The sequence below is a fragment of the Xanthomarina gelatinilytica genome, from assembly GCF_000348685.1.
In the GTDB taxonomy this organism is placed as follows: Bacteria; Bacteroidota; Bacteroidia; order Flavobacteriales; family Flavobacteriaceae; genus Xanthomarina; species Xanthomarina gelatinilytica.
On the sequence record NZ_ANLA01000004.1, the window covers coordinates 659,979 to 676,421 of the forward strand.

Sequence of the window (16,443 nt, forward strand, 5' to 3'; positions counted from 1 at the left end):
TAAATTTGCAACCTCAATTACACAATGGCCTATGGTGTAACTGGCAACACGTCTGGTTTTGGTCCAGAAGAGTCTAGGTTCGAGCCCTAGTAGGCCAACGTAAATTTGAAGCCCTTACTTTAATTAGTAGGGGTTTTTTAATTTAAGCAAGAAAGTATCTTGGGCGAGAAGTTTATGCTGAGCGCAGTCGAAGTGAGCCCTAGTAGGCCAACGTAAATTTGAAGCCCTTACTTTAATTAGTAGGGGTTTTTTAATTTAAGCAAGAAAGTATCTTGGGCGAGAAACCTAACTTTCGGCAAACAGTTTTACACTTAACATGTAAGGCAAACCCTGTAGCGCCAAGTCTCAATTTATCAATAAAAAAAGCCTTTCAATATTATAGAAAGGCTTTTTTTATTTTGCCAAAGCTTTATATTTTAAAGGTTATTACAGGTCTTTTGGCATGATTTACTAAATCTTCGCTTATACTGCCATTTAAAAAATGAGCAATACCTTGTCTGCCATGCGTGCTGATACCAATTAAATCGGCATCGATAATGTGGGAAAAGTTTAAAATGCCTTTTTCAACATTTTCATCATTATAAATGTTAATGGTGTAATTTTTAAAATCGTAGCCATTTATAAAATCCAAGATCCTGGCATTTGCCTTTGCGGTTGTTGTAAAGTTGCTGGCCGTGTTAACCATTAATAAATGCAGTTTTGCATTAAAAGCCTTGGCCAATTCAGAGGCTTGCCTATAGGTTTCTTTGTTGTCGTTTTTAAAATCGGAAGCAAAAACAATATTGTTTATGTCAAAGTTTTTATGTTCGTTTTTAATCACCAAAACAGGAACTTCAGATGTTCTAACCACTTTTTCGGTATTGGACCCAATAAACATCTCCTTAAACCCAGAAGCTCCATGGGAACCCATAACAATTAAATCCACATGGTTTTGTTTGGCAGTATCGGCAATTCCAGAAAAAGATTGGTTAAAATCTACCGTTTCATGGACTGTAATGCCATCCAGGTAGTCCTTGGCCAAAACTTCTTCAAATTTTTTGTGAGCCAATTTCATGAAAAATACAGCTTCCGGCAGTTCGCTATGGTGGCTAAGTGCATCCACTTGACTTAATGGAAGTTCCAATAAATGGGTTAAGAATATTTCGCTTCCGTATTTTTTTGCTAGTTGTGCAGCTACTTTTAAGGCGTTTTCGGCTTCTTCGGAAAAATCTGTTGGTACAAGAAGTTTTTTCATAGTTGGTAGTTAATTGTCGTTAAATTGATGTCTTTAAAATTAAGAATAAAAATTGACATTTCAATCATTATGTATTTCAATATAAATATTGTATATTTGCAGCGTTGTAAGAATTAAGAGATATGAGGGGACGGAAAGTCCCCTCTTTTTATACCAAAAAATGTTTAGAACAACTGTTGAAAAATTACTGAAAGAAGGCCTGGAACAAAAACAAAATTTGTTTTTAATAGACCTAACCATTACAGAAGACAATACCATTAAGGTGGTTATCGATGGAGACCATGGTGTTACTGTGGAAGATTGCATGTTTATAAGTCGTGCTATTGAACATAACCTGGACAGGGAAGAACAGGATTTTTCTTTAGAGGTTGCTTCGGCTGGTGCTACGGCACCTTTAGTAAATGTGAGACAGTACAAGAAAAACATTGGACGGACTTTAGAGCTTAAAACAAACGATAAAGTTATAGAAGCGGATCTTATAGAAGCAACAGACAATAACATTAAAGTACAGTGGAAATCCAGAGAGCCTAAACCTGTTGGAAAAGGCAAAGTGACTGTACAAAATGAGGCAGAAATAGCCTACAAAGATATAGTAGAAGCAAAAGTTATGATAAAATTTTAATTCAAAAGAGATATGGAAAATCTTGCGTTAATTGAATCGTTTTCAGAATTCAAAGACGACAAATTAATAGATCGTGTCACGTTAATGGCAATTCTTGAGGATGTGTTTAGAAATGCCTTAAAAAAGAAATTTGGAGACGACGATAATTTTGATATTATTATAAACCCTGATAAGGGAGATTTGGAAATTTGGAGAAATAGAGTAGTTGTTGCTGATGGAGAAGTTGTAGATCCAAATCAAGAAATATCTTTAACTGAAGCTCGTAAAATTGAACCAGATTTTGAAGTAGGGGAAGATGTGTCTGAAGAAGTAAAGCTTATAGACCTTGGACGTCGTTCTATTTTAGCGTTAAGACAAAACTTGATTTCTAAAATACATGAACACGATAACACTAATATCTACAAACAATTCAAGGATTTAGTAGGTGAAATCTATACGGCAGAAGTGCATCATATTCGTCACAGAGCTGTCATTTTATTGGATGATGAAGGAAACGAGATTATTTTGCCAAAAGAAAAACAAATCCCTTCAGATTTCTTTAGAAAAGGAGATAACGTTCGTGGAATCATTGAAAGTGTAGAGCTTAAAGGGAATAAGCCAGCCATTATCATGTCACGTACCTCGCCAATATTTTTAGAGAAATTGTTCGAACAGGAAATCCCTGAGGTTTTTGATGGGTTAATTACCATTAAAAATGTGGTGAGAATCCCAGGAGAAAAAGCCAAAGTGGCAGTAGACTCTTATGATGATAGAATTGACCCTGTTGGAGCTTGTGTGGGAATGAAAGGGTCTAGAATCCATGGTATCGTTCGTGAATTAGGAAACGAAAATATAGATGTTATCAACTATACAAACAACTTACAGCTTTACATTACAAGAGCTTTAAGTCCTGCACGCGTAACATCCATCAAAATTGATGAAGAAAACAAGCGCGCTGAAGCTATTTTAAAACCAGAAGAAGTTAGCAAGGCCATTGGTCGTGGTGGACACAACATACGTTTGGCTGGCCAACTTACAGGTTATGAAATAGACGTATTTAGAGAAGGTGCAGAAGAAGATGTGGAATTATCTGAGTTCTCAGATGAAATAGAAAGCTGGATCATTGCTGAATTTAGCAAAGCTGGTCTGGACACAGCAAAAAGTGTCTTGGAGCAAGAAGTTGCAGATTTAGTGAAAAGAACAGATTTAGAAGAAGAAACAATTATTGACGTTATTAGAATTCTTAGGGAAGAATTTGAAGAATAACATATTTTTAGGTTATATTAAAGGCAATTTATGGCTGAAACAATTAGATTAAATAAAGTATTACGCGAGTTAAACATATCTTTAGATCGTGCTGTGGAGTATTTGGACTCCAAAGGCATTGAAATAGAGAAACGTCCAACTACAAAAATTTCAGACGAGGTTTACCAAGTCCTTTCAGACGAATTTCAAACAGATGCCAATAAAAAAATGGCATCTCAAGAAGTGAGCGAAGCAAAACAGAAAGAAAAAGAAGCCCTGAAAGAACAGCGTGAACGCGAGATTGAAGAAAAAGAAAAAGCTAGAGCAAAAAGAGAGGCTGCTGCTAAAGAAGCCGAAGTTGTTAAAGCTAAATCTACGTTGTCTGGTCCAAAACAAGTTGGTAAAATAGACTTGGAGCCTCATAAAAAAGTTGCCGAAACGCCTGCCAAAAAAGAGGAAGAAGCTGTTAAAGCCGAAAAACCTCAAGAAAAGTTTGAAAAGCCAAAAGAAGAAAAAGTAGCAGAGGATAAGCCAAAAGAAAAAGTAGCAGAGAAACCTCAGGAAAAGGTTGTTGAAAAAACGGCTGAAAAACCTGTAGCAGAAGCTCCAAAAAAAGAGTTGGCTAAAGAAGAAGCTCCTGTTGCTGATGAAAAATTAAAAACACAGTACCAAAAACTTTCAGGGCCAAAAATTGCTGGAGATAAAATAGATTTATCGCAATTTAACAAGCCAAAGAAAAAAACCGACGATAAGAAAAAAGACGATAAGTCCACTGCCAATAAGAAAAAACGTCGAAGAATAAGCAAAGCCGGAGCACCAGGCTCAGGAAACGGGAATACCACTTCAACTAGAGTTGGAAACGATAGGTTTAAAGGAAAAGCTGGTTCTGGAAAAGGTAGAAGAAATATTGTAAAAGAGGAGCCTAGCGAAGAAGAAGTACAAAAACAAGTTCGCGAAACCCTGGAGAAACTTCAAGGAAAATCCAGCAAAGGAAAAGGAGCCAAATACCGTAGGGACAAAAGAGACCAACACAGGGAGCAAACGGCCAAGGAATTACAGGCTGAAGCAGCAGATAGTAAAATTTTAAAAGTAACCGAATTTGTTACTGCCAGCGAAGTTGCCACCATGATGGATGTACCAGTAACACAAATTATTTCTGCCTGTATGTCTTTAGGAATGATGGTTACCATGAACCAGCGTTTGGATGCAGAAACCTTAAGTATTGTAGCTGATGAATTTGGTTACCAAGTGGAATTTGTTACTGCAGATATTGAAGAGTCTTTAGAAAAAGTAGAAGACAAACCAGAAGATTTAATAGAACGTGCACCTATTGTAACTGTTATGGGTCACGTAGATCATGGTAAAACATCTTTATTGGACTACATACGTAAAGAAAATGTTATTGCTGGAGAATCTGGTGGTATTACACAACATATTGGAGCCTATGGGGTTCAATTGGAAAATGGTCAAAAAATCGCCTTTTTGGATACACCTGGTCACGAAGCCTTTACCGCCATGCGTGCTCGTGGTGCCCAAGTAACAGATATTGCCATTATTGTAGTTGCTGCAGACGATGATATCATGCCACAAACCAAAGAAGCCATTGCCCATGCGCAAGCTGCTGGAGTTCCAATAGTGTTTGCCATTAATAAAATTGATAGACCTACGGCAAATCCAGATAAAATTAAAGAAGGCCTTGCCAGTATGAATTTATTGGTTGAAGATTGGGGAGGAAAAATTCAATCCCATGATATTTCTGCAAAAATGGGAACAGGTGTCAAGGAATTGTTGGAAAAAGTCTTGTTGGAAGCCGAATTATTGGAGCTGAAAGCAAATCCAAACAAACCTGCAGTTGGAACCGTTGTAGAAGCTTTCTTGGATAAAGGACGTGGCTATGTGTCTACCATCTTGGTGCAAGCAGGAACCCTTAGGGTTGGAGACTATGTGTTAGCTGGTAAAAACAGTGGAAAAGTGAAAGCCATGCACGATGAGCGTGGCAACGAAGTTAAAGAAGCTGGTCCTTCAACTCCAGTATCGATCTTAGGATTGGATGGAGCACCTCAAGCAGGAGATAAGTTCAGTGTTTTTGAGGACGAACGTGAAGCAAAACAAATTGCAACCAAACGTACCCAATTACAACGTGAGCAATCTGTTAGAACCCAAAGACATATTACTTTGGATGAAATAGGAAGGCGTATTGCTCTTGGAGACTTCCAGGAACTAAACATCATTTTAAAAGGAGATGTGGATGGTTCTGTGGAAGCTTTAACCGATTCGTTCCAAAAATTATCTACAGAAGAAATTCAGGTCAACATCATTCATAAAGGTGTAGGTGCCATTACAGAAAGTGATGTGTTGTTGGCTACAGCTTCAGATGCCATCATTATTGGATTCAACGTAAGACCAATGGGTAATGCGCGTCAGATAGCTGATAAGGAAGAAATCGATATCAGAATGTACTCGATTATTTACGATGCCATCAACGACCTTAAAGATGCTATGGAAGGTATGTTGTCTCCAGAACTTAAAGAAGAGATTACTGGAACAGCCGAGATAAGGGAAATCTTTAAAGTTTCTAAAATTGGTAGCATTGCAGGGTGTATGGTAACTTCCGGTAAAATATACAGAAACTCCGGAGTGCGTTTAATTCGCGATGGAGTTGTTGTATACACTGGCGAGTTGGCTTCCTTAAAACGTTTTAAAGACGATGTTAAAGAAGTTTCCAAAGGATACGATTGTGGAATGCAAATTAAAAACTATAACGATATTAAAGAAGGTGATATTATAGAAGCCTATCACGAAGTAGAAGTTAAAAAGAAATTGAAATAATCTCTAAATCTCAATTTTAAAATAAACAGCGACCCTTGGGTCGCTGTTTATTTTAAAAAGTAATAAATAGTTTTAATTTTTAAATTTCCGTTTGGAATATTGCATCAATTTGGGCTTTCAAAAACAGAGAGTATTTAAATCTTGAATGGTTTTTAACAAGGAGTAAAGTGGTATAATTAGTAAAAATGCTGTGCTAAAAATTATAATATATCATCAAATGCTCTTTAATTATGAATATAAAGTAAAGAATCCTATTCTTTATCTTTTTTAGGTTTAAAAATAAAAGCAGTAGGGAATTTGGACTTCACCTTAACCAAAGCTCTGTCTGCCTCCAGGCGGGTTCTAAAGTTTCCAACCCAAATTTTGTAGTTTGGTGTTTCGTAAACCAATTTAGATGCCATTTCCAAATCCATGCTTTTAAAGGTGCTTTGCGATTTTTCAGCCTCAGACCTGTTTCCGGAATAAATTTGGATACGATATCTATCCGAGGTGTTTTCCGAAGTGTTAATTTCGGTTTTTAACTTCAATAATTGGGTTATTTCTTCATCTTGATTGATAATAACATTGCCTTGTTGGGCAAAACTTTCACTGGTAAAACTAGCCATAAAAACTATGGCAAGAAGGCTGTTTTTAGGGTTCAATATTTTCATTTTCAACAATATTTAATGCAAATGTATGCCTTATAAACTAATTTTTATAGGGATTTATTATTTAGAATTCCTCTAAATTACCAATTAACACTTCTGTAACATTTCTAAAATCGACTTTTAATATTACTTTTGCGAGTGATTTTATAATTGTATTTTTTCTTCACATATGTGAAAAAATCATACCAAAGTTTAGAAGTTAATTCAACCATTAATATGAAACAGGTGAGTAACCGTAAGTTAGGCAGAAATATTCTTACACTAAGTTTAATTTTTATTCTAACACTTTCAACCTCAATTTTCGCTCAAGATGGCGACCCGGAAAAAGGAAAGTCTTTGTTTAATTCCAATTGTGCTGCTTGTCATAAGTTAGATAAAAAAATGACAGGTCCTGCTTTGCGTAATATTGAGCAAAAGTTGGCTGATGAGCAAGGATTGGATAGAGAATGGCTAGCAGCTTGGATTCGTAACAGTTCAGCGCTTATCAAGGCAGGAGATACCTATGCCAACAAAATTTATGATGAGTATGGTGGCGCAGCCATGACAGCTTTCCCTCAGTTATCCGATGAAGATATTAGCCACATTCTTGCTTACACGGCACAAGAACCAGAGGTGCCTGCACAAGTGGCAGGAACAGAAGCAACAGGTGCTGCAGCAGGTTCAGAGTCTGGAGTTTCCAATAAAATAATTTTAGGAGCCTTGGCTTTATTGTTTGCCTTATTGGCTATGGCTTTGGTGTTGGTAAGACGTACTTTAAATCGTTTTGCTGAAGCCAAAGGGGTGAATTTGGAACAAACCAAGCGTACACCAATCTGGAAAGCCTTCGTTCAAAATCAGTTTTTGGTATTGGTTACGGCTATTATCCTCTTGTTGGCAAGTGGTTATTATTTATATGGTTACATGATGCAAATTGGTGTAGACCAAGGATATCAACCGGTTCAACCAATTCATTTCTCACACAAAATTCACGCAGGTGATAATGGAATCGATTGTAAATTCTGTCACTCTTCTGCAAGAGTTAGTAAAACTTCAGGTATACCATCATTAAATGTTTGTATGAACTGTCATAAATCTATTTATGAAGTAGCTGAATCTACAGCAACTGAAGAGTACAGCAAGGAATTTTACGATGGAGAGATCAAAAAGTTATATGATGCTGTAGGATGGAGTGATGAAGACCAAAGCTATACAGGCGAATCTCAACCAGTTAAATGGATACGAATCCATAATTTGCCAGACTTTGCCTATTTCAACCACTCACAACACGTTACTGTTGCTGGATTAGAGTGTCAAACATGTCATGGTCCTGTTGAAACCATGGAAATTATGTATCAATATTCTCCATTAACCATGGGATGGTGTGTTGAATGTCACAGAACAACCAATGTAAAAATTGAAGACAATGCTTACTACACCAAAATTCATGAAGAATTATCGAAAAAGTATGGTGTAGAAAAGCTTACAGCTGCTCAAATGGGTGGGCTGGAATGTGGTAAGTGTCACTACTAAAAAAATATTGATTGGTCTGAAAGGATTGTCAAAAAACAATAAATTAAATAAGAAGTAATTCAATTATATAATATGTCATCAAACAAGAAATACTGGAAAAGTGTTGAAGAGCTAAACGAGAATAGCTCTATTGTTGAGACGCTACAACAAAACGAGTTTGTTAAAGAAATTCCTACCGATGAGTTTTTAGGTGATAAAAATTCTTTGGAGAGTTCTAAAACAACACGTCGTGATTTCTTAAAATATGTTGGTTTTAGTACAGCAGCTGCATCTTTGGCAGCCTGTGAAGGACCAGTTATTAAATCCATTCCTTATGTGGTTCAGCCGGAAGAAATTGTTCCTGGTGTTGCTAATTATTATGCCACAACCATAGCAAATGGATTTGATTTTGCTAGCGTATTAGTGAAAACCCGTGAAGGTCGTCCTATTAAAATCGAAAACAATACTATGGCAACTACCAATGGTGGAGCAAATGCCAGGGTAAATGCATCGGTTTTGGATTTATACGACAGTATGAGGATGCAAGGTCCTGTAAAAGGAGATACTTATGTTTCTTGGGAAGATTTAAATGCTGAAGTTACAAACAAATTAACAGCTTTAACTGGTTCTGGTAAACAAATTGTTTTGTTAACTCAAACTTTTGCAAGTCCATCAACCACAAAATTGATTGCTGAGTTCAAACAAAAATACGGAAACGTAAACCACGTAGTTTATGACGCTATTTCAGAATCTGCTGCTCTAGATGCATATCAAGCTAAATATAATGAAAGAGGATTGGCAAATTACGATTTCTCCAAAGCTGATACCATAGTATCCATTGGTGCAGATTTTCTTAGCGATTGGCAAGGAGGAGGTTTCGACTCCGGTTATGCTGCTGGACGTGTGCCAACCAACGGGAAAATGTCTCGTCACATTCAGTTTGAGTCTAACATGTCTTTAACTGGAGCCAATGCAGACAAGCGTGTACCTTTAACGCCAAGCCAACAAAAATTGGCTTTGGCCAAATTATATAGTGAGGTTGTTGGTGGATCTGTCTCTGTAGATTTACCTGAACATATCTCAATCGCAATAAGCAATGCAGCTTCACAGCTTAAAAAAGCAGGAAGTAATGCTGTTGTTGTTACAGGAATTCAAGACGTGAATGCACAAACAGTAGTTTTAGAAATTAATGAATACTTAAATTCTAAAGCTTTTGATCCTGCTACCCCTATTAAAACAAGGCAAGGAAATGATAAAGCCGTAAATACCTTAATTGCTGATATGAAAGCAGGTAAAGTAGGCGCTATCATTATGAGTGGAGTAAATCCATTATATACATTGCCAAATGCAGCAGATTTTGCTGAAGGTTTGGCGCAAACAGAGCTTTCAGTTACTTTCTCAATGAAAGCTGATGAAACCTCAACACAAACACAATACATTGCTGCAGCTCCACATTACTTGGAGTCTTGGGGAGACGTAGAGTTGAAAAAAGGACATTTTGCTTTAATGCAACCAACCATACGTCCTTTATTCGATACAAAACAATTTCAAGATGCTTTATTAAACTGGACAGGAAATACCATGTCCTATCACGATTATATCAAGCAAACTTGGAACGAAAACATTTTAGGTGGCTCATCATTTAGTCAAGCCTTACACGATGGTATTTTTGTTTCCAACGGAAACGTTACAACCTCAAGTGAAACAAGTGCAGCTTCCAATGACGACAAGACTTTTGTTGGAGGTATTATAGAAGATGTGGCTCAAGGTTTGGGATTGAAGAATGACGATGATGCACAAACCGAACAAACAATAAGTGCTCCAGCTGTTTCTGGAGGACAAGCAGCAAGAGCTTTAGCATCTTCTGTGTCTTCTGAAGGTTTCGAGTTAACATTGTACCCAAAAGTAGGAATGGGAGATGGCCAACAAGCCAATAACCCATGGTTACAGGAGTTTCCAGATCCAATTACAAGAACATCTTGGGATAACTATTTAACAATTTCCAGAGCTGATGCAGAAGCCTTAGGCTTAAAGAATGAGCATGTGGCAGATGGTGCTTTAAACGGTAGTTATGCTAATGTAACTGTAAATGGAACCACTTTGGAAAATGTGCCAGTGATGATTCAGCCAGGACAAGCAAAAGGATCTGTAGGTCTTGCCTTTGGTTATGGTAGAAGAATTGGTTTAAAAAGCGAAATGAAAACTGGTGTTAATGCATATGTGTTATACCAAGATTTCAATAATGTACAAAATGTAAGCGTTACAGCTGCTTCAGGAATGCACGAGTTTGCCTCTGTACAGTTGCACAATACGTTAATGGGTCGTGGAGATATTATAAAGGAAACCACTTTAGAGATATTCAACACTAAAGATAAATCTGTTTGGAATGCAGTTCCTGTAGTTTCATTGAATCACGTTGAAACTCCAGTATCTTCACCAGAAGTTGACCTGTGGGATGAATTTGATCGTTCTATAGGACATCACTTTAACTTATCTATAGACTTAAACGCCTGTACAGGATGTGGTGCTTGTGTAATTGCATGTCATGCTGAAAACAACGTTCCGGTTGTAGGTAAAGAAGAAGTACGTAAAAGTAGAGATATGCACTGGTTGCGTATTGATAGATATTATTCTTCAGAAGAATCTTTTGAAGGCGATAACGAAAAGAAAGAAAATATTTCAGGATTGGGAAGTTCATTAAGTGAATTTGGTGAAATGGAGCATGCTTCAGAAAACCCACAAGTTGCTTTCCAACCAGTTATGTGCCAGCACTGTAACCATGCACCATGTGAAACAGTTTGCCCTGTTGCAGCAACATCCCATGGTCGTCAAGGTCAAAACCATATGGCATACAACCGTTGTGTTGGTACAAGATACTGTGCAAACAACTGTCCGTATAAAGTACGTCGTTTTAACTGGTTCTTATACTCTCAAAACGATGAGTTCGATTATCATATGAATGACGATTTAGGACGTATGGTATTAAATCCAGACGTTGTAGTACGTTCTCGTGGTGTTATGGAAAAATGTTCTATGTGTATTCAAAAAACACAAAAAACCATTTTGGATGCGAAGCGTGATGGACGTGAAATTAAAGATGGCGAATTCCAAACAGCTTGTTCAGCAGCTTGTAGCAATGGAGCTATGGTGTTTGGTGACATCAATGATAAAGAAAGTAAAGTTGCAAAACTTTTAGAAGATAAACGTATGTATCACTTATTGGAACATGTAGGCACAAAACCAAATGTGCAGTATCATACTAAAGTGAGAAATACAACCGAAGCATAATAAAAACGAATTAAGAAAATAATTATAAAAGGATTATGGCGTCTCATTACGAAGCACCTATTAGAAGACCTTTAGTTACAGGCGAAAAATCATACCACGATGTATCTGTGGATGTAGCAAGACCTGTTGAAGGTAAAGCAAACAAATCTTGGTGGATAGTTTTTTCTATAGCACTAGTAGCTTTTCTCTGGGGAATAGGATGTATCATTTACACAATATCAACAGGTATCGGAACTTGGGGTTTAAATAAAACCGTAGGTTGGGCTTGGGATATTACCAATTTCGTTTGGTGGGTTGGTATTGGTCACGCAGGAACATTAATTTCTGCAGTACTATTACTTTTCCGTCAAAAATGGAGAATGGCAATTAACCGTTCTGCCGAAGCAATGACAATTTTCTCAGTGGTACAAGCAGGTTTGTTCCCAATCATTCACATGGGTCGACCATGGTTGGGTTACTGGGTATTACCTATCCCAAACCAATTTGGATCTCTATGGGTAAACTTTAACTCTCCATTACTTTGGGACGTATTTGCTATCTCAACGTATTTATCAGTGTCTTTAGTATTCTGGTGGACTGGTTTACTACCTGACTTTGCCATGTTAAGAGATAGAGCAATTAAGCCTTTCCAAAAGAAAATCTATTCCTTATTGAGCTTTGGTTGGTCTGGAAGAGCTAAAGATTGGCAACGTTTTGAAGAAGTATCTTTGGTACTTGCTGGTTTGGCAACTCCATTGGTACTTTCGGTACATACCATTGTATCTTTTGACTTCGCAACTTCGGTTATTCCAGGATGGCATACCACCATTTTCCCTCCTTACTTTGTTGCTGGAGCCGTATTCTCAGGATTTGCTATGGTAAACACACTTCTTATTATTATGAGAAAAGTGTGTAACCTTGAAGATTATATTACAGTGCAACACATCGAATTAATGAACATAGTAATTATGATTACCGGTTCTATAGTTGGTGTGGCTTATATTACAGAGTTGTTTATTGCATGGTATTCAGGTGTTGAATACGAACAATATGCCTTTTTAAACAGAGCCACTGGACCTTACTGGTGGGCATATTGGGCCATGATGACCTGTAACGTGTTCTCACCACAGTTCATGTGGTTTAAGAAACTTAGAACTAGCATCATGTTCTCATTCTTTATCTCTATTGTTGTAAATATTGGAATGTGGTTTGAACGATTTGTAATTATTGTTACCTCTTTACATAGAGATTACTTACCATCTTCATGGACCATGTTCTCTCCAACATTTGTAGATATAGGTATTTTTATAGGAACTATTGGATTCTTCTTTGTGCTATTCTTATTATACTCAAGAACATTCCCTGTAATCGCCCAAGCAGAGGTAAAAACCATTTTAAAATCTTCTGGCGAAAGCTATAAAAACATTAGAGAAAGAGGAGACAGTTTAGTAGGTACAGGAGCAGACGTAAGAACTTCTGGAAGTCAAGTTAACAAAACAAAAAACGACGAGTAGCATATGGAAACTTCAAAAGTAATTCACGCTATTTATACAGATGATGATGTATTAATGTCTGCCGTAAAAAAAGTAAAGGCAGAGAGACATCACATAGAAGAAATATATACACCTTTTCCTGTTCACGGACTAGATAAAGCTATGGGATTGGCACCAACAAGAATTGCAATCACTTCATTTTTGTATGGTTGTGTTGGATTAATCGTGGCCATTGTAATGATGAACTATATCATGATTGAAGATTGGCCTCAAAACATAGGTGGAAAACCAAGTTTTAGCTATATGGAAAACATGCCAGCTTTTGTGCCAATTATGTTTGAGCTTACCGTGTTTTTTGCAGCCCACTTAATGGTAATTACCTTCTATCTAAGAAGTAGAATGTGGCCATTTAAAGAAGCTGAAAATCCAGATCCAAGAACCACAGACGACCATTTTTTAATGGAAATTGCTGTTCATGGCAATGAAACTGAGTTGGAAAGCTTGCTTAGGGAAACAGGTGCAGTTGAAATTAAATTAATAGAAAAAGAAGCACATTAATATTATAATATGAAGAGCTTAGTAAAAATAACGGTTATAGCATTAATATTCGCATCGTTTGTGTCTTGCCAAAACAAGTCAAGACCTAACTACCAGTTTATGCCAAATATGTATGAGCCTGTAGGATATGAAACATATTCAGAATCCCAAGCTTTTAGAACTGGTGTTGAAGCACAATTACCTGTTGAAGGAACCGTACCTAGAGGTCATACACCTTTTGATTACAAAAATACCATAGAAGACTTTATGTTGGCGAAAGCAAACTTGAAGAGTCCTTTGGATTCAACCCAAGTAGACCTAATTGAAGCAAAGGTGTTATACGATATTTATTGTGCCATCTGTCACGGAACTAAAGGTGATGGTCAAGGAAACTTGGTTAAAAGAGAAAAAATACTAGGGATTCCAAGATATGACGATATAGGTAGAGCCATCACAGAAGGTAGTATTTACCATACCATTTACTACGGTAAAAACACCATGGGTTCTTATGCAAACCAGCTAAATGAAGAAGAGCGTTGGCAAGTAGTAGCATACGTATTGGATTTAAAAGCTAATTTAGAAAAGTAAGAAAGATAAAGATTAAATATAGATATGTACACAATCTCAAATAAATTAAAGACATTTTCTATAGCCTTAATAATTTTAGGACTATTGGGTGTAGGATATGGTTTTATGACATCTCATAAATCTTTTGAAGAAGTTGAAACCATGCTTGCAGAAGAAACAGCTCATCATGGTGGAGGTCATGCTGTGGCAACTGAAGCTCATGTGGTAGCCGATGATTCGGATCATTCAGATAATAGTCACCAAGCTAATGCGCACGATGCTACTACAGATGTAGAGCATCATGTAGACGATCATGCCAAACACGTTGAACATGTGCAACACCAAATCGCAAACAGACCTTGGTCTGCCTTGTATGTAGCTGCCTTTTTCTTCTTTATGATTGCACTTGGAGTTTTGGCTTTTTATGCCATCCAGTATGCATCTCAAGCAGGTTGGTCTCCAGTACTATTTAGGGTTATGGAAGGTATTACAGCTTATGTTTTACCTGGAGGTCTTATTGTTTTGGCCATAGCCGTTGCTTCTGGAACCATAGGGCATTACAATATTTTTATATGGATGGACCCTGACGTGGTAGCTCATGATAAACTGTTGCAAGGAAAATCTGGTTGGTTAAGTTTGGGATGGTTTGCCGTTAGAGGATTAATATTTATTGCAGGTTGGAGTTTGTACAGACATTTTTCGCGTAAATTTAGTATTGCTAACGATACAGCAACAGACAATAGTAACTTTAAGAAAGCTTTCCGTATTTCTGCAGCCTTTTTGGTGTTCTTTATTTACACAGAATCTATCATGTCGTGGGATTGGATCATGAGTGTCGATCCACACTGGTTTAGTACCTTATTTGCTTGGTATGTGTTTGCTGGAATGGCAGTAAGTGGTATTACTGTAATTGCATTTATATCCCTATATCTAAAATCAAGAGGTCATTTGGAAATTGTTAACGATAGTCATATTCATGACCTGGCAAAATTCATGTTCGGATTTAGCATTTTTTGGGCTTATTTATGGTTCTCTCAATTCATGTTGATTTGGTATGCAAATATTCCAGAAGAAGTCACTTATTTCATTACTCGTATAGAAGATTATAATGGACTGTTCTTTGGTATGTTGGTTTTAAACTTCGTATTCCCGTTCTTAGTATTGATGAATAGCGATTACAAACGCATCCCTTGGTTTGTTGTAATGGCTGGAATTATCATATTAATTGGACATTATATTGATGTTTATGTTATGATTATGCCTGCTACGGTTGGAGATAGATGGAGCTTTGGTATTCCAGAAATAAGTTCAGTAATGTTATTTGCAGGACTGTTCTTGTTCATCGTGTTTACTGCTTTAACTAAAGCACCATTAGTAGTAAAAAGAAACCCGTTCCTGAAGGAAAGTGAACATTTTCATTATTAAAAATTAATTAAAGAAGAGAAAAGACAATGACAGCTTTTTTAACAATTATAATAGTACTTTTTGTAGCTGTTGCCATATGGCAAATGGTTAAAATATTTGATTTGGCCCAAGTAGGTGTATCAAATAGCCAGATAGCAACAGATAACGATAACAAAATAAACGCATACCTAATGTTGGCTTTCTTAGCTTTCATTTACATCATTACCATTGTTTGTTTTGTTAAATGGGGAGATTTGCCTTTAATGTCAAATGCGGCATCAGAACACGGTTCTCAAATAGATAATTTAATGATTATCTCTATGGTCATTATTTTTATAGTACAGACCGTTACCCAATTCCTATTACACTATTTTGCTTACAAATATAGAGGTGAAAAAGGTAAAAAAGCTTTGTTTTATGCAGATAACAACACCTTGGAAGCTATCTGGACCATTATTCCTGTTATTGTTCTAGCTGGATTGATTATTTACGGATTGTTTACTTGGACAAGCATAATGAACGTGAATGAGGACGACGACCCTTTGGTGATAGAACTTTATGCCCAACAATTTAGCTGGAAAGCCAGATATGGTGGAAACGACAATACCTTAGGAAAAGCGAACGTGAGATTAATTAATTTAGACAATGCTAACATTTTAGGATTGGATGAATCTGATCCAAATGCACAAGACGATATTATTACAACAGAAGTACATTTACCAGTAGGAAAACCGGTTTTGTTTAAAATGCGTTCTCAAGACGTATTACACTCTGCATATATGCCACACTTTAGAGCACAAATGAACTGTGTTCCTGGCATGGTAACCCAATTTGGATTTACTCCTACAGTAACCACAGCAGAAATGAGGCAAACACCAGAGATCATGGAAAAGGTTGCCAATATCAACAGAATTAGGGTTGAAAAAAGCAAGGAATTGGCGGCTAAAGGCGAACCAGCTCTAGATCCATATGAATTTGATTATTTATTGTTATGTAATAAAATCTGTGGGAAATCACATTATAACATGCAAATGAATATCATTGTTGAAACTCAGGAAGAGTACGACGCTTGGATAAAAGAACAAAAAGAATTTAAAGATTCTTTAATTAAGTAAATTAAGAAACGGTTTT

At 36.8% G+C, this 16,443-nt stretch carries 12 protein-coding genes and 1 tRNA gene; 11 read left to right on the forward strand and 2 right to left on the reverse strand.

All coding sequences use genetic code 11. The features are described from left to right. The first annotated feature begins 25 nt into the window (after positions 1 to 25). Positions 26 to 98: transfer RNA gene (locus D778_RS03580), tRNA-Gln, on the forward strand. A 311-nt stretch (positions 99 to 409) separates the two neighbouring features. Here the strand turns inward: D778_RS03580 and D778_RS03585 are convergent. After that, on the reverse strand, positions 410 to 1,234 hold the full coding sequence (locus D778_RS03585) for a universal stress protein (RefSeq protein WP_007647765.1): 825 nt from the start codon (positions 1,232 to 1,234) through the stop codon (positions 410 to 412). 160 nt (positions 1,235 to 1,394) lie between these two features. On the opposite strand from D778_RS03585, the gene rimP reads away from it, so the two are divergent. The 3 genes from rimP to infB are packed head-to-tail and all read left to right on the forward strand — an operon-like array spanning position 1,395 to position 5,909. Next, entirely contained in the window at positions 1,395 to 1,856 is a 462-nt protein-coding gene (gene rimP, locus D778_RS03590) for a ribosome assembly cofactor RimP (RefSeq protein WP_007647767.1), read from the forward strand. A gap of 12 nt (positions 1,857 to 1,868) precedes the next feature. Beyond that, complete coding sequence (gene nusA / locus D778_RS03595; protein ID WP_007647769.1) at positions 1,869 to 3,101, forward strand: transcription termination factor NusA; 1,233 nt, start codon at positions 1,869 to 1,871, stop codon at positions 3,099 to 3,101. Between the two features lie 30 nt (positions 3,102 to 3,131). Then, positions 3,132 to 5,909 carry a translation initiation factor IF-2 gene (gene infB / locus D778_RS03600; RefSeq protein ID WP_007647771.1) on the forward strand — a complete coding sequence of 926 codons (2,778 nt, stop codon included), beginning with the start codon at positions 3,132 to 3,134 and terminating at the stop codon, positions 5,907 to 5,909. 251 nt (positions 5,910 to 6,160) lie between these two features. On the opposite strand, the gene D778_RS03605 is transcribed toward infB, so the two are convergent. Beyond that, complete coding sequence (locus tag D778_RS03605; RefSeq protein WP_040491325.1) at positions 6,161 to 6,559, reverse strand: SPOR domain-containing protein; 399 nt, start codon at positions 6,557 to 6,559, stop codon at positions 6,161 to 6,163. Positions 6,560 to 6,772: 213 nt separating this feature from the next. Between D778_RS03605 and D778_RS03610 the strand changes: the two genes are divergently transcribed. The 7 genes from D778_RS03610 (at position 6,773) to D778_RS03640 (ending at position 16,427) form a co-directional block, all read left to right on the forward strand. Continuing rightward, a complete protein-coding gene (locus D778_RS03610; RefSeq protein WP_007647774.1) occupies positions 6,773 to 8,065 on the forward strand; it encodes a cytochrome c3 family protein in 1,293 nt (430 codons plus the stop codon). Between the two features lie 72 nt (positions 8,066 to 8,137). Then, a complete protein-coding gene (locus D778_RS03615; RefSeq protein WP_007647776.1) occupies positions 8,138 to 11,332 on the forward strand; it encodes a TAT-variant-translocated molybdopterin oxidoreductase in 3,195 nt (1,064 codons plus the stop codon). A 35-nt stretch (positions 11,333 to 11,367) separates the two neighbouring features. Further along, positions 11,368 to 12,825, forward strand: a complete 1,458-nt coding sequence (gene nrfD, locus D778_RS03620; RefSeq protein WP_007647778.1) for an NrfD/PsrC family molybdoenzyme membrane anchor subunit — start codon at positions 11,368 to 11,370, stop codon at positions 12,823 to 12,825. A gap of 3 nt (positions 12,826 to 12,828) precedes the next feature. Then, entirely contained in the window at positions 12,829 to 13,362 is a 534-nt protein-coding gene (locus D778_RS03625) for a DUF3341 domain-containing protein (RefSeq protein ID WP_007647780.1), read from the forward strand. A 9-nt stretch (positions 13,363 to 13,371) separates the two neighbouring features. Further along, positions 13,372 to 13,929, forward strand: coding sequence for a c-type cytochrome (locus D778_RS03630; protein WP_040491326.1), 558 nt, complete (start codon positions 13,372 to 13,374; stop codon positions 13,927 to 13,929). A 24-nt stretch (positions 13,930 to 13,953) separates the two neighbouring features. Then, on the forward strand, positions 13,954 to 15,333 hold the full coding sequence (locus D778_RS03635; protein ID WP_007647785.1) for a hypothetical protein: 1,380 nt from the start codon (positions 13,954 to 13,956) through the stop codon (positions 15,331 to 15,333). Between the two features lie 26 nt (positions 15,334 to 15,359). Then, entirely contained in the window at positions 15,360 to 16,427 is a 1,068-nt protein-coding gene (locus D778_RS03640; protein ID WP_007647786.1) for a cytochrome c oxidase subunit II, read from the forward strand. Positions 16,428 to 16,443: the final 16 nt, after the last annotated feature.